A 20,362-nucleotide genomic window follows, 5' to 3' on the forward strand; every position below is an offset into this window, starting at 1 on the left:
CCCCATGTCGGGCGTCATCGCCGAGGCCGACAACCCCAAAGCGGTGCTGCTGGCCATTCACGGCGGTGGCACCAGCGCCGTCTACTTCGACTGCCCCGGGCATCCCGAGCTGTCACTGTTGCGGCTGGGAGCGACGCTGGGATTCACCGTCGTCGCGATCGACCGGCCGGGACACGGCAGCTCCGCGGCATATCCGGAGGCGGTGCAGACCCCCGAGCAGCGCGTCGATCTCGCCTACGGCGCGCTCGACCGGATCTTGGGCGAGCGGCCCCGCGGTGCCGGGCTGTTCCTGCTGGGCCATTCGGGTGGGTGTGAACTGGCCACCCGGATGGCCGCCCACGCGGGCGACCACCGCGGCGCCGGCCTGCTGGGCCTGGAACTCGGTGGCACCGGCAGGCGCTACCACGACGCCGCCAAACAGATCATGAAAGCGGCCGAGGTCAAGGAACGGCCACCGGGCACCCGCGAACTGCTGTGGGAGCCGACCCGGCTGTATCCCCCGGACATCCTGCACGGCGTCACGAACTCGTCGTCGGCTCCGCCGTACGAACGGGACGTGGCGCTGAACTGGCCGCACCGCTATTTCCCGGAGCTGGCGCCCGCGGTCCGCGTGCCGGTGCGCTACAGCCTCGGCGAGCACGACAATGTCTTCCGGTCCGACCCGGCCGCGCTCGCCGAAATCGGCGGGATGTTCCAGACGGCACCGTCATTCGTCACCGAATTGCATTCCGACGCCGGACACAATCTGAGCCTCGGTCATTCCGCGGCCGACTACCACCGCACCGTATTCGCGTTCGTGGACCAGTGCGTGAGCGCGCGCGGCGGCGCCGGTGCGCGGGAAGCCGGTTGATGCTTCCGATTCGGGTCTTTCGGTCCTTTCCGCAACGCCCGGAAGCCGCTACCGTTAGCGTTACAGTCAGACGTTCAGCTGTAATGGTGTCAGCCCGCAGCTCATCAGCGAGGAGCGTTCCATGACCAAATCGAAGGTCACCTTCGATCCCTTCTCCGAGGACTTCTTCAACGGCGCCTGGGATACCTACCGGCGCATGCAGGAGGAAGCGCCGGTCTATTACAGCGAGGAGTACGACTTCTATGCGCTGACCCGCCACGCGGACGTCGCCGCGGGCTTGAAGAACTTCGAGACCTACTCCTCGGCCTTCGGCATCGACCTGTCGATGGTGCGCACCGGCAGGCCGCCGGAGCAGAAGTCGATCATCTTCATGGACCCGCCGGACCACCGGCACATGCGCAGCCTGCTCAACAAGGTGTTCACCCCCCGCGCGATCCAATCCCAGCGCGAGATGGTCGGCCAGAAGATCGACAAGTACCTGGCCAAGGTGGACCCGGAGAACTTCGATGTGGTGCAGGACTTCTCCGGCCCGTTCCCGGTCGAGGTGATCACCACGATGCTCGGCGTGCCGGAAGAGAACGCCCAGCGGATCCGCTACCTGATCGACGAGTCACTGCATCGCGAGCCCGGGCAAGTCGAGGTCGGCGAACGCGGCATGCAGGCCAACATCGAAACCGGGATGCTCTATTACGACATCCTGCAACAGCGCCGTGCCGAACCGCAGGACGACCTGTTCACCAAGCTGATCAACGCCGAGATCACCCGCGAGGACGGCCATCCCACCAAGCTGGACGACGTCGAAATCGCGGGATTCGCAACACTTTTGGGCGGTGCCGGCGCCGAAACCGTCACCAAGCTGATCGGCAACGCACCGGTGGTGTTCGCGCGGTTCCCCGGCGAGTGGCAGAAACTGCTCGACGACCGCAGCAAGATTCCCGCCGCGGTCGAGGAACTGCTGCGCTACGAGGCGCCGTCGCAGTACCAGGTCCGCTGCTCGGTCAAAGATGTTGAGCTGCACGGAGTCACCATCCCGGCGATGAAACCGGTGTTCCTGATCAACGGAGCGGCCAACCGCGACCCGCGGGCGTGGACCGACCCCGACACCTTCAACATCGACCGCAACAGTCACGAGGCGCTGAACCTGAGCTTCGGCTACGGAATACACAGCTGTCTGGGCGCGGCGCTGGCCCGGATGGAGAGCGCGATCGCGCTGGACAAGCTGCTGGACTTCATGCCCCGCTACGAGGTGGACTGGGAGAACTGCAACCGCGTGCAGATGCAGAATGTCGCGGGCTGGAAGAACGTGCCGGTGAAGGTAGTCCGATGAGGATCGAAGTCGACTGGGACCTGTGTGAAAGCAACGGCGTGTGCATGGGCATCATCCCCGAGGTATTCGAACTCGGCGACGACGACATGCTGACGGTGCACCGGACCGAGGTCACCCCGGACATCGAGGAGCAGGTGCGCGAGGCCGTTCGACAATGCCCGCGCCAAGCGATCCTGCTCGTCGAGGACTAGAAACCCCTCAACGCTCCTTGATCGCCTGCTCCGGACAGCATTCGATGGCCTCACGGGTAGCCGCCTCGAATTCGGTTGGAATTTCCGAGGTTATCGCCTCGGCGTAGCCGTCGTCGGTGAGGGTGAACACTTCCGGGCACAACGTCAGGCACATGCCGTGCCCGCGGCAGAACCCGTCGTCGACCCAGACCTTCATGCCGGCGTGAACTCCAGGTGCAACTCGGTCAGGCCACGCAGGATGTAGGTCGGAACGTATTGGTAGCGGCGCTGATTCTCGGGACCGTGCACCTGTTCGTCGACTTTGATCTCGGAGGTCCGGTCCAGCAGCCGCTCGATCGCCACCCGGGTCTCGGCCCGTGCCAACGGGGCGCCGGGGCAGCTGTGAATGCCGCGGCCGAACGAGATGTGCTGCCGGGCGTTCTTGCGGGCCGGGTCGAAGGTGGCCGGGTCGTCGAAGCGGCGCGGGTCGCGGTTGGCCGCGGCTTGCACGATCATCACCGTGGTTCCCGACGGCAGATCGACACCACCGACATTGACCGGCACCCGGTTCATCCGGAAGTCGCCCTTGACCGGGCTCTCGATGCGCAGCGATTCCTCGATGAAGTTGGGGATCAGGCTGCGGTCCTTGCGCAACTGCGCCTGGATGTCGGGGCGCTCCCCGAGCGTCTGCAGCGCGGCCCCGAGCAGCCGGACGGTGGTCTCCTGCCCGGCCGAGAACACGTTACTGGCAACGCGCGCAACGTCTTCGACCTCCGGAATGGACCCGTCCGGATATGTGGCCGTGGCCAGGCCGGTGAGCACGTCGTCGCGGGGCTCGCGGCGGCGATCCCGGACATAGTCGGAGAACAGGCCGTAGAGGAATTCCAGCGGGCTGTGCGCCAGCGCTTCCTTGCCGGTGCCGCCGATGCCGCCGCCGGAGTGCTCGCGGATGCCCTTGACGAACTTGTCCCGGTCCTCCATCGGCACACCCAGCAGGTCGGCGATGACGAGCAGCGTGAACGGGCCGGCGAACCCTTTGATGAACTCGCCCTTGCCCGGCGCCAGGAAGTCGTCGAGCACCTGATCGGCCAGCGCCCACATCGCGTCCTCGTTCTCCTTGAGGCGCTTGGGGGTGATCAACCGCATCAGCAGCGAGCGGTGGTTGGTGTGGGTGGGCGGGTCCAGGGTCGGCAGCTGGTCGCTGAACGGCAGCTTGTCGCGGTTCTGCTCGATCAGCTCGGTGAGGTCGGAGTCGCCCAGCCCTTCCAGTGACACCGGGAAGCCCGGGAAGGGTCCGGTCACCGAGATGCACGACGACCAGGTATCGGCGTCGTTCAGCACGGCGCAGGCTTCTTCCCAGCCGGTCACCATGGTGACGCCGTGGTGCTCTTCGCGCGTGACGGGGCACTGCTGGCGAAGGGCCTCGTAGTACGGGTAAGGATCCTGGACCAGCTGCTTGTCGCGGAAAAAGTCCAGCTCGGTGAGGTCGTTCACCATCTGCAGCTCCTTGATCTCAGCTAGCGAGAATCTGGCTCTCATTGTTGAGTATTACATTTTCACAGGCGCCGGCGAAATCGCAACGGCGATTGCGAGGACATCCGGGCCCGCCGGGTCCGGTCGGGCGCCGAGCCGGCCGCCGACTGCGAAATGCCCGACGCGACACGCCGATCGAGCGTCGCGGCATGCACCGTGGGCGCCGACGGCGCTGCGTCAGGCCGGCAGCAGGTCGGCCGCAACCGACCGGCAGGCCATCAAGCCGCTGCGGAACGACTCGACCGGACCGATGGAGCTCAGCGGCGCCGCGGCCGCGGCCAGCGCCCGCGCCTTGAACTTGCGGGCCGCCATGCTCAGCTGGTGCTGCACCCGGCCCACGCTGTCGTCCAGTTCGGCCGGCCAGGTCTTGCCCCACAGGATGACTTCGGTGACGCCGTGGTCCAGGGCCTGCAACACCCCCGCGCGCACCCGCGGGTCCGAGCCGACCAGGTCGGCCGCGGCCGCCAACGCCTGCGGCCGGGGTCGCGTCTGCGCCGAGGCCAGTGCCAATTCCAGGTCGAGCGTCTTCGCGCCCAGGATGTGCAGCGGCCGGTCGTCGGGGTGGTCGGTCAGCAGCACGGTGACGTCCCAGCCGGCCATCGACCGGTCGAACAGCCAGCCCCCGGCAAACGTCACGACATCGGCGACGCTGGAGGCCACGACGTCGAGGCGGTACCTCATGTCGTGCTCGCTGCCGACGGGGAGAAGTCGCGCGCCAGAGACTCCGCGTACTCCTTGAACACCTCGGCCAGTGGTATCGACGGGTCGAGCAACCATGTCATTTCCATTCCGTGGGTGAAGGCGAGGATTTCCACCGCCTTGACGGCTGGGTCTATGTCATCGCGATACCGGCCTTCGGCCTGACCTCGGCGGATGGCGGCAGCGACGATTTCGGTGGCGTCCCGCTGGCGGGTGACCAGACGGTCGTGCAGCGGCGCGTCGGGGTCGATGTTCTCCACCAACAGCACGGTGAACGTGCCGACCAGTTCCGGCGCCCGGTTGAACCGGTCGGCGACCTGCGCGATCTCGCCGAGCAGATCGCCGCCGCGGTCGGAGTGCGTGTCGTCGTCGAGGTCACGGGCATCCAGCACCGCGTGCAGCAACTGTTCCTTGGACTCGAAGTGGTGCAGCAGCCCGGCCGGGCTCACCCCGGCCTCCCTGGCGATCTGGGCCAGGGTGGTGGTGCGCCATCCGTTGCGAGACAGCAGTCGTTGTGCCACCGCGAGGATCCGCTGCTTACGGTCCTCGCCCTTGGCGAGCAGCGTGTCGTACGGCCGCGCTTCGGGCACCGCGCTCCTAGGAATTGGGCTGTAGCAAAACCTACTGAACACACAGTAGGTTGGTTTGGCTACGCTGACAAGGGGGTGGCGGCGCCGATTTTCAGCCGACCAGCTCGACGATCGTCGCGTTGGCGGTACCGCCGCCCTCACACATGGTCTGCAGCCCGAATCGGATGCCGTTGGCGCGCATGTGGTGGATCATCCGCGTCATCAGCACCGCACCGGAAGCACCCAACGGGTGGCCCAGCGCGATGGCGCCGCCCAGCGGATTGAGCCGTTCGGGCTCCGCGCCGGTCTCGGCGAGCCAGGCCAACGGCACCGGCGCGAAGGCCTCGTTGACTTCGAAGACCCCGACGTCGCCGATCTTGATGCCGGACTTGGCCAGCACCTTCTTGGTGGCCGGAATGGGGCCGGTCAGCATCAGCACCGGGTCGGCGCCGGTGACCGCTCCGGCGCGATAGCGCACGATCGGCGTCAGCCCCATTTCCAGCGCCAGGTCGGAGGTGGTCACCAACAGCGCGGCCGCACCGTCGGAGATCTGCGAGGAGTTGCCCGCGTGGATCACCCCGTCCTCGGCGAAGGCCGGTTTGAGCCCGGCCAACTTCTCGACGCTGGTGCCGCGCCGCACCCCTTCGTCGGCGTCGACGACGGCCGCTTCCCCGGGGAAGACCGGCACGATCTGCTCGGTGAAGGCGCCGCTGTCCTGCGCGGCGGCGGCGCGCTCGTGGGACAAGGCGGAGTACTCGTCCAGCCGGGTGCGGGAGAGCCCCCACTTCTTGGCGATCAGCTCCGCCGACAGACCCTGGTTGAACGAGAAATTGTCATAGCGGGCAAGGACTTTCGGGCCGTAGGGCATGCCGGTCGCCCGCGCCGCCCCGAGCGGGACGCGGCTCATCACCTCGACGCCGCCGGCCACCACGACGTCCTGCTGACCCGACATCACCGCATGCACGGCGAAGTCCAGAGCCTGCTGGCTGGACCCGCACGCCCGGTTGACCGTGGTGCCCGGGATGCTCTCCGGCCAACCCGCCGCCAGCACGGCGAAGCGCCCGATGTTGCTGGACTGGTCGCCGACCTGGGATACGCAACCCCAGATCACGTCGTCGACGATCTCGGGGCTGACGCCGGTGCGTTCCAGCAGTTCGTTGAGGACCACGGCGGACAGGTCGGCGGCGTGCATGCCGGACAAACCGCCGTTGCGTTTACCCACCGGGGTGCGCACGGCTTCGACGATGACCGTTTCACGCATGTTCGGCCGCCTCTCGCTCGCCGAAGTGCACTGCGGGCGAAAAACCCGCCGCCAGTGCACGTTCGATGATCAACAACCTACGTCAGTAACTGCGCGGCAGTTTAAGCACGTTGGATCCCAGGAAGTTCAGGATCATTTCCTGGCTGACCGGCGCGATCTTCATCAGCCGGGCCTCGCGGAAATAGCGCGTGATGTGGTACTCCTCCGCATAACCCATGCCGCCGTGCGTCTGCAACGCCCGGTCGGCGGCGGCGAAGCCCGCGTCGGCACACAGGTACTTGGCCGTATTGGCTTCGCGCCCACAGGGTTTGCCGTTGTCGTAGAGCCAGGTGGCCTTGCGCAGCATGAGTTCGGCGGCGTCGAGGCGGGCCAGCGAGTCGGCCAGCGGGAACTGCAGGCCCTGGTTCATCCCAATCGGGCGGCCGAACACTTCCCGCTCGTTGCCGTACTTGACCGCCTTCTCCAGCGCCACCCGCCCGATGCCCAGCGCCTCGGCGGCGATCAGCATCCGCTCCGGGTTCAGGCCGTCGAGGATGTACTGAAATCCCTTGCCTTCCTCGCCAACCCGGTCCTCGACCGGCACCTCGAGGTTGTCGATGAAAAGCTCGTTGGAGCTAACGGCGTTGCGGCCCATCTTGCGGATCGGCCGGATGTCGACCCGGCTGCGGTCCAGGTCGGTGAGGAACAACGTCATGCCGTCGGTCTTCTTGGTGACCTCGTCGTAGGACTGCGTCCTGGTCAGCAACAGAATCTTGTCGGACTCCATCGCCTTGGAAATCCACACTTTTCGGCCGTTCACCACATAACGGTCGCCGTCCCGCTTGGCGAAGGTGGTGATGCGCGAAGTGTCCAGGCCGGCACCGGGTTCGGTCACACCGAAGCAGATGTGGGTCTGCCCGGTTGCCACCGGCGGCAACGTACGGGCCTTGAGTTCGTCGGAACCGTGCACCACCACCGGTTGCATGCCGAAGATCGACAGATGGATGGAGCTGGCGGCATTCATCGCGCCGCCGGACTTGGCGACCTCCTCGAGCAGGATGGTGGCCTCGGTGATGCCCAGGCCGTGTCCGCCGTATTCGGTCGGGATGGTCATCCCCAGCCAGCCGCCGTCGGCGATGGCGCGGTAGAACTCCGTCGGGAATTCGTGCGCCTGATCTTTCTCCATCCAGTACTGGTCGTCGAACTTCGACGCCAGCTCCGCCACCGACCGGCGGATCAACTCCTGGTCTTCGGTCAGCTCAAAATTCATCCCACCCACGGGGCACTTCCTTTCAGCGCGAGTAGACGCAAACGCACCCGGAATCGGTCATCTTCAGGGGCTTTTGCGTCTGCTCGCGGGTAGACCGGACCGTCTAGTCCTTGTTGCCGGTAAGGGCTTTCGCGTTAGCCGCGAAGTCGGCGAACGACGAACCGCCACGACTGTCCTTTTCGTGACCCTGCGCCTTGATGGAGACGTCGTGTCCCTCGGCGGCCTTGCGCAGCGCACCGACGCTCGCCTGTTCGCGACTGATGTGGGTGAACGGGTCGAACGAGTACCAGCGCATGGCGTTCTCGTGGGTCATCTTGTTGATCTCGTCGTCGGGCACGTTGTTCAGCGACAGCACATCCCACAGCTCTTCGGGGGCACCCGGCCACATGGAGTCGCTGTGCGGGTAGTCGGCTTCCCAGCAGATGTTGTCGATGCCGATCATGTTGCGCAGGGCCACACCGACCTTGTCGCTGATGAAGCAGGTCAGGAAGTGGTCACGGAAAACCTCGCTGGGCAGCTTGCCCTTGAAGTCCTGGTGCGTCCAGGCCGAGTGCATCTCGTAGGTCCGGTCCGCGCGCTCCAGGAAGTAGGGAATCCAGCCGGTTCCGCCCTCGGACAGCGCGATCTTGAGGTCCGGGTATTCCTTGATCGGCCGCGACCACAGCAGGTCGGCGGCGGCTTGCACGATGTTCATCGGCTGCAGCGTGATCATCACGTCCATCGGGGCATCCGGCGCGGTGATCGCCAACCGCCCCGAGGAACCGATGTGCACGTTCATCACTGTGTCGGTGTCCACCAAGGCTTTCCACAGCGGGTTCCAGTACTCGTCGTGGAAGCTGGGATAGCCCATCGCAGCCGGGTTCTCGGTGAAGGTCAGCGCGTGCACACCCTTCTTGGACACCCGGCGCACCTCGGCGGCGCATGCCTCGGCATCCCAGATCACCGGGATCGCCATCGGGATGAATCGCGCCGGATAGGCGCCGCACCACTCGTCGATGTGCCAGTCGTTGTAGGCCTGCACCAGCGCGATCGAGAAGTCGTGGTCGTCGGTGGCGAACAGGCGCCCGGCAAAGCCGGGGAACGACGGGAAGCAGATCGAGGCCAGGATGCCCCCGGCGTTCATGTCCTTGACGCGCTCGTCGACGTTGTAGCAACCGGGCCGGATCTCATCGAGCCCAGTCGGCTCGATGCCGTACTCCTCCTTCGGCCGGCCGGCGACGGCGTTGAGCGCGACGTTCGGGATCACCGTGTCGCGGAACTTCCACATGTCCGAGCCGTCGGCATTGTGCACCAGGCGCGGCGCGTCGTCCTGATACTTCTTGGCCAGATGGTTCTTGAACATGTTGGGCGGCTCGACGGTGTGGTCGTCCACGCTGATCAGGATCATGTCCTCTTTGTTCATGGGCTGTTCCCTCCTAATCGGGGTCCATTCGAGCGCGCGGCGGCACCACCTTCGCAAAGCTCGCTATATGTGAAAACTATCTTCTCGCGAAGCGAGAATCAACATCCAGCATCGGCGCCGCGCGCACTGTCGGCCCCGTAGCGGGCGTTTCGGCCGGGCGAATCGCCGGCTTCGCCGGGTCACCGCCGGGCAGTCCCGCAGCCGGCCGTCCGGCCGCCCATCGAGCCAGGATTGACCAGCCGAGCGATTCATGCAAGTCTATTAGTTGGAAATGAGAATAGGATTCTCCTTGATCGAGAGGAACCCAGGTAGATGCGTCTGCCGCCCCTGCCCGCCGACCAGTGGGACGAGTCCGTCGACCAGGCGCTGGCCGTCATGCTGCCCGCCGAGCGCCGCAATCCGCGCGACGCGTCCAACATCCTGGCGACCCTGGTCAACCATCCGGCGCTCACCAAGGCGTTCCTTCGGTTCAACGTCCACCTGTTATTCACCTCCACCCTGCCGCCGCGCATCCGCGAGTTGGCCATCCTGCGGGCCGCGCACCGGCGCCAGTGCGCCTACGAGTGGAACCACCACGTCAACCTCGCCAAGCGTGAGGGCGTGACCGACGACGAGATCGAGGCGGTGCGAAGCGGCGGCGACGCCTGGGCGGGCGACGAGTTCGAGCGCGCCGTCATCGTCGGAGTCGACGAACTCGACGAGAAATCCCAGTTGTCCGACCAGACCTGGGCGACCCTCGGCACCCGCTTCGACGATCGCCAGCGCATGGACTACGTGTTCACCGTCGGCTCTTACATCATGTTGGCCATGGCGCTCAACACTTTTGGCGTTCAGGTCGAAAAGACCCACCAGACTGAAGACTGAGAGAAAGGTAGGACGTTGGCCCACTTCCCCAAGCCAGCTGCCGGCAGCTGGACAGAGAATTATCCCGAGCTGGGGACCGACCCGGTCGACTACAGCGACTCGATCGACCCGGCGTTCTTCGAGGCCGAGCGCGAAGCGGTGTTCCGCAAACAGTGGCTCAACGTCGGACGGGTGAACCGGCTGCCGCGCACCGGCAGCTACTTCACCCGGGAACTGCCCTCGGCCGGACCCGGTACCTCGGTGATCATCGTCAAGACCAAGGACGGCTCGGTCAAGGCGTACCACAACGTCTGCCGGCACCGCGGAAACAAGTTGGTGTGGAACGACTTTCCCAACGAGGAGACCTCCGGAACCTGCCGGCAGTTCACCTGCAAGTACCACGCCTGGCGGTACAGCCTGGACGGCGACCTCACGTTCGTCCAGCAGGAGGACGAGTTCTTCAACCTCGACAAGAGCCGCTACGGCCTGGCGCCGGTCCGCTGCGAGGTGTGGGAAGGCTTCATCTTCATCAACTTCGACAACAACGCGGCGCCACTGGTCGACTACCTGGGTCCACTGGCCAAGAGCATCGAGGGCTACCCGTTCGGCGAGATGACCGAGACCTACTCCTACCGCGCCGAGGTCGGCAGCAACTGGAAGTTGTTCATCGACGCGTTCGTCGAGTTCTACCACGCGCCGATCCTGCACCAGGGGCAGTACACCAAGGAGGAAGCCGCCAAGATCCAGAAGTTCGGCTACGAGGCGCTGCACTACGAACTGGCCGGCCCGCACAGCCTGCAGTCGACCTGGGGTGGTCAGGCGCCACCGCCGGACATGTCCATGGTCAAGCCGATGGACCAAGTGCTGCGCAGCGGCCTGTTCGGGCCTTGGGACAAGCCCGAGATCATCGAAAAGCTGGAGCTGCCCCAGGGCGTCAACGTCAAGCGGGTACCGCAGTGGGGCATCGACTCGTGGCTCTTCTACCCCAACTTCATGTTGCTGATCTGGGAGCCGGGCTGGTTCCTGACGTACCACTACTGGCCGACCGCGGTGGACAAGCACATCTTCGAAGCCGTGCTGTATTTCGTGCCGCCGCGCAACGCGCGCGAACGCCTGGCCCAGGAGCTGGCCGCGGTGACGTTCAAGGAGTACGCGCTGCAGGACGCCAACACCCTGGAAGCGACCCAGACCATGATCGGGACCCGGGCCGTCCAGGAGTTCCTGCTGTGCGACCAGGAAGTCCTGATCCGCCACCTGCACAAGACGACCGGCGACTACGTGCACAACTGGGTGAAGGAGCGCCAGAACAATGGCAAAGTTACCGTCTGAATTCGCTGCGCTGGAACCGTTTCTGGATTGGGATCTGGCCCACGAGCCGGACCGCTACGCCAAACGGCTGGCCTCGACGATGGCCGAGATGCAGGAGTTCTACGACGTCGCGTTCCCACTCCTCAACGACGTCATCGCCTACTGCGACCAGTTCCCGCTGGACGACCTGCCCGACGACGCGAAGTCCCTCATGCACATCATGCAGTCGCTGGTCATGGTGTCGTTCCCGATCGAGGCCTGGAAGCAGCCGCGGGTTCCCGACAGCGGCGCCGCGTGGGTGGAAGTGCTCCACGAACCGGTGATCTGACCGGTGCAGACGCTCAAGGCCGCCGGGCTGCTCGACGTCGAGACCGGCGAGATCGTCTCCCCGGGCATCCTGCGCGTCGACGGCGACCGCATCGTCGGCGTCGGTGGCGAAACCGCGGGCGAGACAATCGATCTCGGTGACCAGATCCTGCTGCCGGGCCTGATGGACATGGAGGTCAACCTGCTGATGGGCGGGCGCGGCGAGAAGCCGGGCCTGTCCCAGGTGCAGGACGACCCACCGACCCGGGTGCTGCGTGCGGTGGGCAATGCCCGCCGCACGCTGCGCGCCGGCTTCACCACCGTGCGCAACCTCGGGTTGTTCGTCAAGACCGGCGGCTACCTGCTGGACGTGGCGCTGGGCAAGGCGATCGACGCCGGCTGGATCGAGGGGCCCCGCGTGGTGCCGGCCGGGCATGCGATCACGCCCACCGGCGGACACCTGGATCCGACGATGTTCGCCGCGTTCGCCCCGCACGTGCTGGATCTGACGATCGAGGAAGGCATCGCCAACGGAGTCGACGAGATCCGCCGGGCGGTGCGCTACCAGATCAAGCACGGCGCCCAGCTGATCAAGGTCTGCTGCTCCGGCGGTGTCATGTCGCTGACGGGACCCCCTGGCGCACAACACTATTCAGACGATGAGTTGCGTGCGATCGTCGACGAGGCACATCGGCGCGGACTCCGGGTGGCTGCGCACACGCACGGCGCCGATGCCGTCAAGCACGCGGTGCAGGCCGGCATCGACTGCATCGAGCACGGCTTCCTGATCGACGACGAAGCCATTGCACTGATGGTCGAGCACGGCACGTTCCTGGTCAGCACCCGGCGCCTGGCCGAGGGCATGGACGTCTCGCACGCGCCACCGGAGTTGCAGGCCAAGGCGGCCGAGATGTTCCCCAAGTCGCGGACCTCGATCCTGGCGGCCTACCGGGCTGGGGTGAAGATCGCCGTCGGCACCGACGCACCCGCGATTCCGCACGGGCGCAACGCCGACGAACTGGTCACCCTGGTGGAATGGGGCCTGCCGCCGCTGGCGGTGTTGCAAGCGGCCACGGTGACCGCCGCCGAGCTGATCAACTCCCGCGATCTGGGCCGGCTGGCCGAAGGTATGCTCGCCGACGTCATCGCCGTGCCGGGAAATCCGTTGGAAGACATCACCGTTACCCGAGACGTCAGCTTTGTCATGAAAGGCGGGAAGGTCTTTGTCCAGTAACCAACCGACCAGAACCGACGATCTGGTCGAGATCCAGCAACTGCTCGCGCGCTACGCGGTGACCATCACCCAGGGCGACATCGACGGGCTGATCGCAGTGTTCACCCCGGACGGCACCTACAGCGCGTTCGGCGACACCTACACCCTGGACAGATTCCCGGAACTGGTCGCCGCCGCCCCCAAGGGTTTGTTCATGACCGGCACCGCGCTGGTGGACCTGGACGGCGACGAGGCCAGCGGCACCCAACCGCTGTGCTTCATCGAACATTCCGCCCACGACATGCGCATCGGCTACTACCGCGACACCTATCTGCGCACCGATGCCGGGTGGCGGCTGAAAACCCGTGCGATGACCTTCATTCGGCGCAGCGGCGTGCACGACTCCGGGCGCCCGCACGCGGTGGGCCGACCCACGCCGTGACATCGCCACCGGTTGACGTCGGCCAGTTCCGCGCGGACCTGTGCGCGTGGCTCGACGAGCACGACCTGTCCCCCGGCCCCGATCATTCGTTGCAGGGCCATATGCGGCAGTTCGGCCGCGTCAGCGCGGCGCTCTACGAGGCCGGCTGGATGCGCTACGGCTGGCCGGTAGAGGTGGGCGGGCTGGGGGGACCGGCCCTGCTGCGCGCCATCGTCGGCGAGGAAGTGGTGGGACGCCGACTGGCCGAGCCCGGGCCGTATTCGATGCTCGAGGTGCTCGCACCCACGATGATCGATTACGCCTCAACCGAACTCGCAGCCGAGATGGTCCCCTTGCTGCTCAGCGGCCGCGAGCAGTGGTGCCAGGGATTCTCCGAGCCCGGCTCCGGCAGTGACCTCGCGTCGTTGACCACCCGAGCGGTTCAGAACGGCGACAACTGGATCGTCAACGGGCAGAAGGTCTGGACCAGCTTCGCGCAGTATTCCAGCCGGTGCATCCTGCTCACCCGTACCGCGCCGGGCCATGACGGCATCACCGCGTTCTTCGTCGACCTCGACACCCCGGGCGTCACCGTTCGCCCGCTGCGCACCATGCACGACGTCGACGAGTTCTGCGAGGTCTACTTCGACGACGTGGTGATCCCGTCGAGTCGGATGCTGGGCCGGCCCGGGGACGGCTGGCGACTGGCGATGGACCTACTGCCCTTCGAGCGCTCGACCTGCTTCTGGCAGCGCATCGCCTACCTGTACTCCCGCTTCGACGCGCTGATCGAGCAGGCCGTCGAGCCCGACGAATCCGCCTTGGGCGCAGCCTATCTCGCGCTACACACGCTGCGCTGCCGGTCGCGGGCCACCCAGCACCGACTGGCCGGCGGGACGAGGCTGGGGCCGGACACCTCTATCGACAAGGTGCTGCTGGCCGGAGCCGAGCAGAAGCTCTACGACACCGTCCACGACTTGCTGCCCGGGACGCTGGAGCTCGACGACACGCCATGGCGCCCCGAGTACCTGTACTCGCGCGCGGCCACCATCTATGGCGGCACCGCGGAGATCCAACGCAACATCATCGCCCGCCGACTGCTCGACCTCGGGAAGGAGTGAGCTCATGAGGGCCGATCCCGAGCTGCAAATGCTGACCGAGTCGCTGCGATCGGCGATGCTGACGTCGTCGGGCGCAAAGCTCGACGACGCGCTGGCCGAGCTCGGTTGGCTGGATATGCTCGACGAAATACCCGAAACCGCAGTACCTTTGGTGTTCGGTCTGCTCGGCGAAACCGGCGCACAGGCACCGCTGCTCAACGACGTGCTGCTGCAGGCCGCCGGCCGCGCGGCCGGCGGCACCGTGCCGATGCCCTACGCCGGCGGTTCTTGGGTGCTGTGGGAGCGAGGCGACGAAGCCACCGCGACGTTGGGTGGCGATCTGCCGATACACCGGGTGCCGCAGGGAGATCCGATTCCGCTGGCGGCCGGCCGGCGGGCCCTGGGTTGGTGGCTGGTCGGCTGCGGCCGGGCCATGTTGTCGCTGGCCCGGCAGCACGCACTGGACCGCGTCCAATTCGGCCGTCCCATCGCCTCTTTCCAGGCGGTGCGGCACCGGCTTGCCGAGACACTGGTCGCCGTCGAGGGCGCCGAGGCTGCCTTGCACATCGCCACCGACCATCCCGAGGAGTTGGCCAGCCTGCTGGCCAAAGCCGCTGCGGGCCAAGCGGCATTGACCGCCGCCCGGCATTGCCAGCAGGTGCTCGGCGGGATCGGCTTCACGGCTGAGCATCAGCTGCACCGGCATGTCAAACGGGCGTTGGTGCTCGACGGGTTGCTCGGCAGCTCACGCGAGCTCACCCGCGAGGCCGGCGCAGTCCTTCGGCAGCGGGGATCCGCGCCGCGGCTGGCGCAGCTGTAGCCTGCCTCTTTTTCCCGCGAAAGTGAATCGTACGACGCGACTCGCCGCAATTCCGTCGTGAAAGTCACACTCGCGCAGGAGGTTTAGGGCACGGCTTCAGCCGCGGGGGAGCCCGAGGATTCTTTCCGCGACGATGTTGCGCTGGATCTCAGACGTACCGCCGGCGATGGTGCCGGCGAAGCTGCGCGCGTAGCGGTCGAACCAACTGCCCGAGTGCGCATCCAGGTCCAGCGCAGCGAATGGGGCCGTGATCGCGGGATGAACCAATCCATCCGCGCCACTGGCATTCAACGCATCTTCGGAGGCGCGCTGCAGGGCCTCCGATCCGAGCAGTTTGAGCACCGATTGCGCGGGCACGTCTTCTTCGCCACGCGCGGCTTTCGCCATCGCCGCCGACCCCAACAGCTGCATCGCGCGTGCGTCCATAACCAGGGTGGCGTAGCGGTCCCGCTGCAACGGACCGGCCGGCGTGAAATCGATTGTCATCTGGTCCAACAGGTTGGCGTAGTCCATCCACAGCATGGCCCGTTCGTGGCCGAGCGAGCCGGTGGCCACTCGCCAGCCGTCGTCGAGCTTGCCCACCAGATTCTCCGCCGGCACCCGCGCGTCGGTGAAGAACACCTCGTTGAACTCGACGTCGTCGCGGTCGCATACCGACGCGAAGGGGCGACGGACCACCCCGGGGGTGTCCGTCGGGATCAGTAAGACACTGATGCCCTTGTGTTTTGGCGCGTCGGGATTGGTGCGCACGAAGGTCAGCAACACGTCGGCGTCGTGCGCGCCGGAGGTCCAGACTTTCTGCCCGTTGACCACGAAGTGATCCCCGTCCAGCACCGCCTTCGTTTTCAGCGACGCCAGATCCGAGCCCGCGCCGGGTTCGCTCATCCCCAGCGACGCGGTTATCTCGGCCCGCAGGATCGGCACGGCCCAGCGTCGCTTCTGTTCCTCGGTGCCGAACGACAACAGCGACGCCGCGATGATGCCGACACCCTGCGGGTTGAAGCTGCGATAGATCCGGCGGCGAGCCATCTCGTCGGCGTGCACGTACTGCTGCAGCAGCGTGGCATTGCGTCCACCGAACTCCGGCGGATTGCCGGGCAGCAGCCAGCCGCGGTCGAACAGCGTCCGTTGCCAGCGGGCCGCCCACGGGGGCAAGTGCGAGCACGAGCGCGGCCGCTCTATTCCCTGTGCCTCGTCGGGCAGATGTTCGTCGAGAAATGCCACGAATTCCGCCCGGAATTGTTCGACGTCGGAGTCAAAACTCAGCTGCACGGGGTTCCTTCCAACCTTCGCGTGCCTTGCTCTCACAAATCTGCTTCCCAAACACGCGTCAAAGAGAATAGTATTCTCGTCGTGAGGAAGTTACAATCTCCAAGACATCGTCCGTGAGGAGGTCGAGCGCACCGATGGCACGGCGTTCTCCGGTACAGTCCAACCATGTTCTCACCTCGCGGCAGCCTGCAGAGCCGCCCGTGACAACCCCCAGCGAAGAGCCGGCCTGGAAGCAGCGCGCCGTCGAGCGGTCCATCAAGACCGCGAAGCTGCGTGCGGCGCAACGCGTCCAGCGCTTCCTGGACGCCGCACAGGCCATCATCATCGAAAAGGGCAGCACCGACTTCACCGTGCAGGAGGTCGTGGACCGCTCGCGGCAGTCGCTGCGGAGCTTCTACCTGCAGTTCGACGGCAAGCACGAGTTGCTGCTGGCCCTGTTCGAGGACGCCCTGAGCCGCTCCGCCGACCAGATCCGGGCCGCCACCGAAAGCCACACCGATCCGCTCGAGCGGCTCAAAGTGGCCGTCGAACTGCTCTACGAGGCCTCCCGCCCGGACCCGACGGCCAAACGACCACTCTTCACCGACTTCGCCCCGCGTTTGCTGGTGACCCATCCCACCGAGGTCAAGGTCGCGCACGCGCCACTGCTGGCGTTGCTTACCGAACTCACCGAGGCCGCGGCGGAGGCCGGCAAACTGCGCGCCGACGTCAACCCCAAACGAGCGGCCGCCATGACCATGCAGACCGTGATGTTCATCGCACAATCCAGCGGCGGCACGGACGACGCGACGGTCAAACCCATCTCCGCCGACGAGGTCTGGGACTTCTGCTCACGCGGATTCGCCGGCAAATAATTTCGCCGGCCGTCACCCGGCCGCAAATTCGACAATGTGCGAATATCGCACGTCGCCGCCTCGACGAGAACTAGATTCTCTGTTATCAAGAATGAGAAATAGCCAAAACGGATTCCACGTTGACACTCCTCGGTGGGTGATGACAGAGTTCTAGGGCGGCACGAACGCGCACCCGTGAGGACGGGAAGGCGCGGCTTCCGGCGAGAGGGCAATTACCCGTGACAGTCAGCGCAGCCAACGACGTCTATTTCGACCCCTACGACGTCGAACTGAATGCCGACCCCTACCCGATGTTTCGGCGCCTGCGCGAGGAGTCGCCGCTCTACTACAACGAGCAGCACGACTTCTACGCACTGAGCCGGTTCGCCGACGTCGATGACGCAATCGTGGACTACCAGACGTTCAGCTCGGCCCGGGGCGCCATCCTCGAACTCATCCGGGCCAACATCGACATGCCGCCGGGTGTGCTCATCTTCGAGGATCCACCGGTACACGACATCCACCGCAAGTTGTTGTCCCGCATGTTCACTCCGCGCAAGGTCAACGATCTCGAGCCCAAGATCCGTGAATTCTGTGCGCGCAGTTTGGATCCGCTGATCGGCAGCGGCAGGTTCGACTTCGTGACCGACCTCGGTGCGCAGATGCCGATGCGGGTGATCGGCATGCTGCTGGGTGTACCCGAGGAAGATCAGGAAGCCGCAAGGGATTTCGCCAACGCACAGATGCGGACCGAAGCCGGCAAGCCGATGGAGTTCTCGGCCGAGGCCATGCTCAGCGGCGAGTTCTTCGGCCAGTACATCGACTGGCGTGCCGAACATCCGTCCAACGACATCATGACCGAGCTGCTCAACGCCGAGTTCGAGGACGAGACCGGCACCGTGCGCCGGATGCGCCGGGACGAACTGCTCACCTACGTCACCGTGGTGTCCGGCGCGGGCAACGAGACCACCACCCGGCTGATCGGCTGGGCCGGAAAGGTGCTCGCCGAACACCCGGATCAGCGGCGCGCCCTGGTCGAGAATCCGGCGCTGATCCCGGCGGCCGTCGAGGAACTGCTGCGCTACGAACCGCCGGCACCGCATGTGGCGCGATACGTGACCCGCGATGTCGACTACTACGGCCAGACGGTGCCCGAGGGCAGCGTGATGATGATGCTGATCGGTGCGGCGAACCGCGACCACCGCCAATTCCCGCCCGACGGCGACGTTTTCGACATCCGCCGCGAGCCGCGTCAACACCTGACGTTCAGCGTGGGTACCCACTACTGCCTGGGGTCGGCGCTGGCTCGCCTGGAGGGCCGGATCGCGCTCGAGGAGATCTTGAAGCGGTTCCCCGAATGGGACGTCGACCTCACCGACGCGAAGCTTTCCCCGACGTCCACCGTCCGGGGTTGGGAATCCATGCCGGCCGTAATCGGCTGAATCACTTAGGAAAAGGGGTAGCTCATGGCAGGTCGTGTGGAAGGCAAGGTCGCCTTCGTCACCGGGGCCGCGCTCGGACAGGGCCGCAGCCACGCGGTGCGACTGGCGCAGGAGGGCGCCGACATCATCGCCATCGACGTCTGTAAGCGGGTGGTGGAGACCAGCCCGATCCCGGCTGCGACGCCGGAGGATCTGGCCGAGACCGCTGATCTTGTCAAAGGCCTCAACCGGCGGATCTTCACCGCCGAGGTGGACGTTCGCGACTACGACGGACTCAAGGCCGCGGTGGATGCCGGCGTCGAGCAGTTGGGCCGGCTGGACATCATCGTCGCCAATGCCGGGATCGGCAACGGTGGGGACACCCTGGACCAGTGCAGCGAACACGACTGGCAGGAGATGATCGACGTCAACCTCTCCGGCGTCTGGAAGACGGTGAAAGCCGGTGTACCGCACCTCATCTCGGGCGGCAACGGCGGGTCGATCATTCTGACCAGCTCGGTCGGCGGGCTCAAGGCCTACCCGCATTGCGGCAATTACGTCGCGGCCAAGCACGGTGTGGTGGGCATCATGCGTTCCTTCGCGGTCGAGCTGGGCCACCACATGATCCGGGTCAACTCCGTGCACCCCACGCACGTCAGCACGGGCATGATCATGAACGAGGGAACGTGGAAGATGTTCCGTCCGGATCTGGAGAACCCGGGTCCCGACGACATGGCGCCGATCTGCCAGATGTTCCACACGCTGCCGGTCCCGTGGGTGGACGCGCAGGACATCAGCAATGCGGTGCTCTTCCTCGCCTCTGACGAGGCTCGCTACATCACCGGTGTCACCCTGCCTGTCGACGCGGGTAGCTGCCTGAAATAGGGTTCCGTCGGTATGGACGGAATTTCTAGCTTCGAGGGTCGTGGCGCGGTCATCACCGGCGGCGCCAGCGGTATCGGCTTGGCCACCGCCACCGAGTTCGCCCGCCGTGGCGCCCGGCTGGTCCTGGCCGACGTGGACGGGCCGGGGCTGGAGCAGGCCGTCACGCACCTGCGCGGACAGGGCTTCGACGCCCACGGCGTGCTGTGCGATGTCCGGCATCTCGAGGAGGTCGTGCATCTGGCCGACGAGGCGTTTCGGCTGCTCGGCCAGGTCGACGTGGTGTTCAGCAACGCCGGCATCGTGGTGGCGGGCCCCATTGCGGAGATGACGCACGAGGACTGGCGCTGGGTGATCGACATCGACCTGTGGGGCTCGATCCATTCCGTCGAGGCGTTCCTGCCGCGGTTGCTCGACCAGGGCAGCGGCGGTCACCTCGTCTTCACCGCGTCGTTCGCCGGGCTGGTGCCCAACGCCGGACTCGGTGCGTACGGCGTGGCTAAGTACGGCGTCGTCGCACTGGCCGAAACCCTGGCCCGCGAGGTGAAAAACAACGGCATCGGCGTCTCGGTGCTGTGCCCCATGGTGATCGAGACCAAGCTGGTGTCCAACTCCGAACGCATCCGCGGCGCCGATTACGGGCTGGCGTCTTCGCCTGAGGTGACCGGTTCATTCGGGCCGCTGCCCGCGCAGGACGACACCGTCAACGTCGCCGAGTTCGCCCGCCTCACCGCCGACGCGATCCTGGCCAACCGGCTGTACGTGCTGCCGCACGAGGCGTCCCGCGCCTCGATCCGCCGCCGCTTCGAGCGCATCGATCGCACCTTCGACGAACAGGTCGCCGAGGGCTGGCGGCACTGAGCGGCTGAGACGTCCAGCGAGC

At 66.0% G+C, this 20,362-nt stretch carries 22 protein-coding genes; 14 read left to right on the top strand and 8 right to left on the bottom strand.

Annotated features, from left to right (window positions below; all coding sequences use genetic code 11):
* Window positions 1–4: 4 nt before the first annotated feature.
* The 3 genes from MKCMC460_RS26560 (at window position 5) to MKCMC460_RS26570 (ending at window position 2,368) form a co-directional block, all read left to right on the top strand.
* Window positions 5–850 carry an alpha/beta hydrolase gene (locus MKCMC460_RS26560; RefSeq protein ID WP_238305060.1) on the top strand — a complete coding sequence of 282 codons (846 nt, stop codon included), beginning with the start codon at window positions 5–7 and terminating at the stop codon, window positions 848–850.
* Between the two features lie 121 nt (window positions 851–971).
* Window positions 972–2,177 carry a cytochrome P450 gene (locus MKCMC460_RS26565; RefSeq protein WP_236978071.1) on the top strand — a complete coding sequence of 402 codons (1,206 nt, stop codon included), beginning with the start codon at window positions 972–974 and terminating at the stop codon, window positions 2,175–2,177.
* Window positions 2,174–2,368: a ferredoxin gene (locus MKCMC460_RS26570; protein WP_238305061.1), complete on the top strand. Its 195-nt coding sequence runs from the start codon at window positions 2,174–2,176 to the stop codon at window positions 2,366–2,368. The genes MKCMC460_RS26565 and MKCMC460_RS26570 overlap by 4 nt, the downstream gene beginning before the upstream one ends.
* A gap of 7 nt (window positions 2,369–2,375) precedes the next feature.
* Here the strand turns inward: MKCMC460_RS26570 and MKCMC460_RS26575 are convergent, their stop codons facing one another.
* From MKCMC460_RS26575 to MKCMC460_RS26605, 7 genes are all read right to left on the bottom strand, one after another.
* Window positions 2,376–2,564, bottom strand: coding sequence for a ferredoxin (locus MKCMC460_RS26575; RefSeq protein WP_236978072.1), 189 nt, complete (start codon window positions 2,562–2,564; stop codon window positions 2,376–2,378).
* Window positions 2,561–3,844: a cytochrome P450 gene (locus MKCMC460_RS26580; protein ID WP_238306048.1), complete on the bottom strand. Its 1,284-nt coding sequence runs from the start codon at window positions 3,842–3,844 to the stop codon at window positions 2,561–2,563. Before MKCMC460_RS26580 ends, MKCMC460_RS26575 begins: the two co-directional genes overlap by 4 nt.
* Window positions 3,845–4,057: 213 nt before the next feature.
* On the bottom strand, window positions 4,058–4,561 hold the full coding sequence (locus tag MKCMC460_RS26585) for a hypothetical protein (protein ID WP_236978073.1): 504 nt from the start codon (window positions 4,559–4,561) through the stop codon (window positions 4,058–4,060).
* Complete coding sequence (locus MKCMC460_RS26590; RefSeq protein WP_236978075.1) at window positions 4,558–5,169, bottom strand: TetR/AcrR family transcriptional regulator; 612 nt, start codon at window positions 5,167–5,169, stop codon at window positions 4,558–4,560. The genes MKCMC460_RS26585 and MKCMC460_RS26590 overlap by 4 nt, the downstream gene beginning before the upstream one ends.
* A gap of 91 nt (window positions 5,170–5,260) precedes the next feature.
* Window positions 5,261–6,409 (bottom strand): thiolase family protein, encoded by a 1,149-nt coding sequence (locus tag MKCMC460_RS26595; protein WP_236978077.1) that lies wholly within the window; start codon window positions 6,407–6,409, stop codon window positions 5,261–5,263.
* Between the two features lie 82 nt (window positions 6,410–6,491).
* A complete protein-coding gene (locus MKCMC460_RS26600; protein WP_236978079.1) occupies window positions 6,492–7,658 on the bottom strand; it encodes an acyl-CoA dehydrogenase family protein in 1,167 nt (388 codons plus the stop codon).
* Between the two features lie 103 nt (window positions 7,659–7,761).
* Complete coding sequence (locus tag MKCMC460_RS26605; protein ID WP_236978080.1) at window positions 7,762–9,060, bottom strand: amidohydrolase family protein; 1,299 nt, start codon at window positions 9,058–9,060, stop codon at window positions 7,762–7,764.
* A 312-nt stretch (window positions 9,061–9,372) separates the two neighbouring features.
* On the opposite strand from MKCMC460_RS26605, the gene MKCMC460_RS26610 reads away from it, so the two are divergent.
* Genes MKCMC460_RS26610 through MKCMC460_RS26640 form a run of 7 tightly spaced genes read left to right on the top strand, consistent with a single transcriptional unit; the run spans window position 9,373 to window position 15,071 of the window.
* On the top strand, window positions 9,373–9,924 hold the full coding sequence (locus MKCMC460_RS26610; protein ID WP_236978081.1) for a carboxymuconolactone decarboxylase family protein: 552 nt from the start codon (window positions 9,373–9,375) through the stop codon (window positions 9,922–9,924).
* Window positions 9,925–9,939: 15 nt separating this feature from the next.
* On the top strand, window positions 9,940–11,232 hold the full coding sequence (locus MKCMC460_RS26615; RefSeq protein ID WP_236978082.1) for an aromatic ring-hydroxylating dioxygenase subunit alpha: 1,293 nt from the start codon (window positions 9,940–9,942) through the stop codon (window positions 11,230–11,232).
* Window positions 11,213–11,539 (top strand): hypothetical protein, encoded by a 327-nt coding sequence (locus MKCMC460_RS26620; RefSeq protein WP_236978083.1) that lies wholly within the window; start codon window positions 11,213–11,215, stop codon window positions 11,537–11,539. Before MKCMC460_RS26615 ends, MKCMC460_RS26620 begins: the two co-directional genes overlap by 20 nt.
* Window positions 11,540–11,542: 3 nt before the next feature.
* A complete protein-coding gene (locus MKCMC460_RS26625; protein WP_238305063.1) occupies window positions 11,543–12,751 on the top strand; it encodes an amidohydrolase family protein in 1,209 nt (402 codons plus the stop codon).
* The gene (locus MKCMC460_RS26630; RefSeq protein ID WP_236978084.1) at window positions 12,741–13,172 is read left to right on the top strand and encodes a nuclear transport factor 2 family protein; all 432 of its coding nucleotides are present in this window, start codon (window positions 12,741–12,743) and stop codon (window positions 13,170–13,172) included. Before MKCMC460_RS26625 ends, MKCMC460_RS26630 begins: the two co-directional genes overlap by 11 nt.
* The gene (locus MKCMC460_RS26635) at window positions 13,169–14,272 is read left to right on the top strand and encodes an acyl-CoA dehydrogenase family protein (RefSeq protein WP_236978086.1); all 1,104 of its coding nucleotides are present in this window, start codon (window positions 13,169–13,171) and stop codon (window positions 14,270–14,272) included. Before MKCMC460_RS26630 ends, MKCMC460_RS26635 begins: the two co-directional genes overlap by 4 nt.
* A gap of 4 nt (window positions 14,273–14,276) precedes the next feature.
* Window positions 14,277–15,071, top strand: coding sequence for an acyl-CoA dehydrogenase family protein (locus tag MKCMC460_RS26640; protein WP_236978088.1), 795 nt, complete (start codon window positions 14,277–14,279; stop codon window positions 15,069–15,071).
* A 96-nt stretch (window positions 15,072–15,167) separates the two neighbouring features.
* Here the strand turns inward: MKCMC460_RS26640 and MKCMC460_RS26645 are convergent, their stop codons facing one another.
* Window positions 15,168–16,343 (bottom strand): acyl-CoA dehydrogenase family protein, encoded by a 1,176-nt coding sequence (locus tag MKCMC460_RS26645; protein ID WP_236978089.1) that lies wholly within the window; start codon window positions 16,341–16,343, stop codon window positions 15,168–15,170.
* A gap of 200 nt (window positions 16,344–16,543) precedes the next feature.
* Here MKCMC460_RS26645 and MKCMC460_RS26650 point away from each other — a divergent pair, with 200 nt between their 5' ends.
* From MKCMC460_RS26650 to MKCMC460_RS26665, 4 genes are all read left to right on the top strand, one after another.
* The gene (locus MKCMC460_RS26650; protein WP_236978090.1) at window positions 16,544–17,197 is read left to right on the top strand and encodes a TetR/AcrR family transcriptional regulator; all 654 of its coding nucleotides are present in this window, start codon (window positions 16,544–16,546) and stop codon (window positions 17,195–17,197) included.
* Window positions 17,198–17,415: 218 nt separating this feature from the next.
* On the top strand, window positions 17,416–18,618 hold the full coding sequence (locus tag MKCMC460_RS26655; protein WP_236978091.1) for a cytochrome P450: 1,203 nt from the start codon (window positions 17,416–17,418) through the stop codon (window positions 18,616–18,618).
* A gap of 24 nt (window positions 18,619–18,642) precedes the next feature.
* Window positions 18,643–19,482, top strand: coding sequence for a mycofactocin-coupled SDR family oxidoreductase (locus MKCMC460_RS26660; RefSeq protein ID WP_236978093.1), 840 nt, complete (start codon window positions 18,643–18,645; stop codon window positions 19,480–19,482).
* 21 nt (window positions 19,483–19,503) lie between these two features.
* On the top strand, window positions 19,504–20,340 hold the full coding sequence (locus MKCMC460_RS26665) for an SDR family NAD(P)-dependent oxidoreductase (protein ID WP_370653201.1): 837 nt from the start codon (window positions 19,504–19,506) through the stop codon (window positions 20,338–20,340).
* Window positions 20,341–20,362 lie beyond the last annotated feature (22 nt).

The organism is Mycobacterium sp. 20KCMC460 (genome assembly GCF_022179425.1).
Classification (GTDB): domain Bacteria; phylum Actinomycetota; class Actinomycetes; order Mycobacteriales; family Mycobacteriaceae; genus Mycobacterium; species Mycobacterium kiyosense.

Coding starts and splice junctions, on each gene's coding strand:
- MKCMC460_RS26640 (WP_236978088.1), top strand. CDS start 14,277: ATGAGGGCCGATCCCGAGCTGCAAATGCTGACCGAGTCGCTGCGATCG.
- MKCMC460_RS26620 (WP_236978083.1), top strand. CDS start 11,213: ATGGCAAAGTTACCGTCTGAATTCGCTGCGCTGGAACCGTTTCTGGAT.
- MKCMC460_RS26600 (WP_236978079.1), bottom strand. CDS start 7,658: ATGAATTTTGAGCTGACCGAAGACCAGGAGTTGATCCGCCGGTCGGTG.
- MKCMC460_RS26585 (WP_236978073.1), bottom strand. CDS start 4,561: ATGAGGTACCGCCTCGACGTCGTGGCCTCCAGCGTCGCCGATGTCGTG.
- MKCMC460_RS26560 (WP_238305060.1), top strand. CDS start 5: ATGTCGGGCGTCATCGCCGAGGCCGACAACCCCAAAGCGGTGCTGCTG.
- MKCMC460_RS26595 (WP_236978077.1), bottom strand. CDS start 6,409: ATGCGTGAAACGGTCATCGTCGAAGCCGTGCGCACCCCGGTGGGTAAA.
- MKCMC460_RS26660 (WP_236978093.1), top strand. CDS start 18,643: ATGGCAGGTCGTGTGGAAGGCAAGGTCGCCTTCGTCACCGGGGCCGCG.
- MKCMC460_RS26570 (WP_238305061.1), top strand. CDS start 2,174: ATGAGGATCGAAGTCGACTGGGACCTGTGTGAAAGCAACGGCGTGTGC.
- MKCMC460_RS26575 (WP_236978072.1), bottom strand. CDS start 2,564: ATGAAGGTCTGGGTCGACGACGGGTTCTGCCGCGGGCACGGCATGTGC.
- MKCMC460_RS26580 (WP_238306048.1), bottom strand. CDS start 3,844: ATGGTGAACGACCTCACCGAGCTGGACTTTTTCCGCGACAAGCAGCTG.
- MKCMC460_RS26605 (WP_236978080.1), bottom strand. CDS start 9,060: ATGAACAAAGAGGACATGATCCTGATCAGCGTGGACGACCACACCGTC.
- MKCMC460_RS26565 (WP_236978071.1), top strand. CDS start 972: ATGACCAAATCGAAGGTCACCTTCGATCCCTTCTCCGAGGACTTCTTC.
- MKCMC460_RS26610 (WP_236978081.1), top strand. CDS start 9,373: ATGCGTCTGCCGCCCCTGCCCGCCGACCAGTGGGACGAGTCCGTCGAC.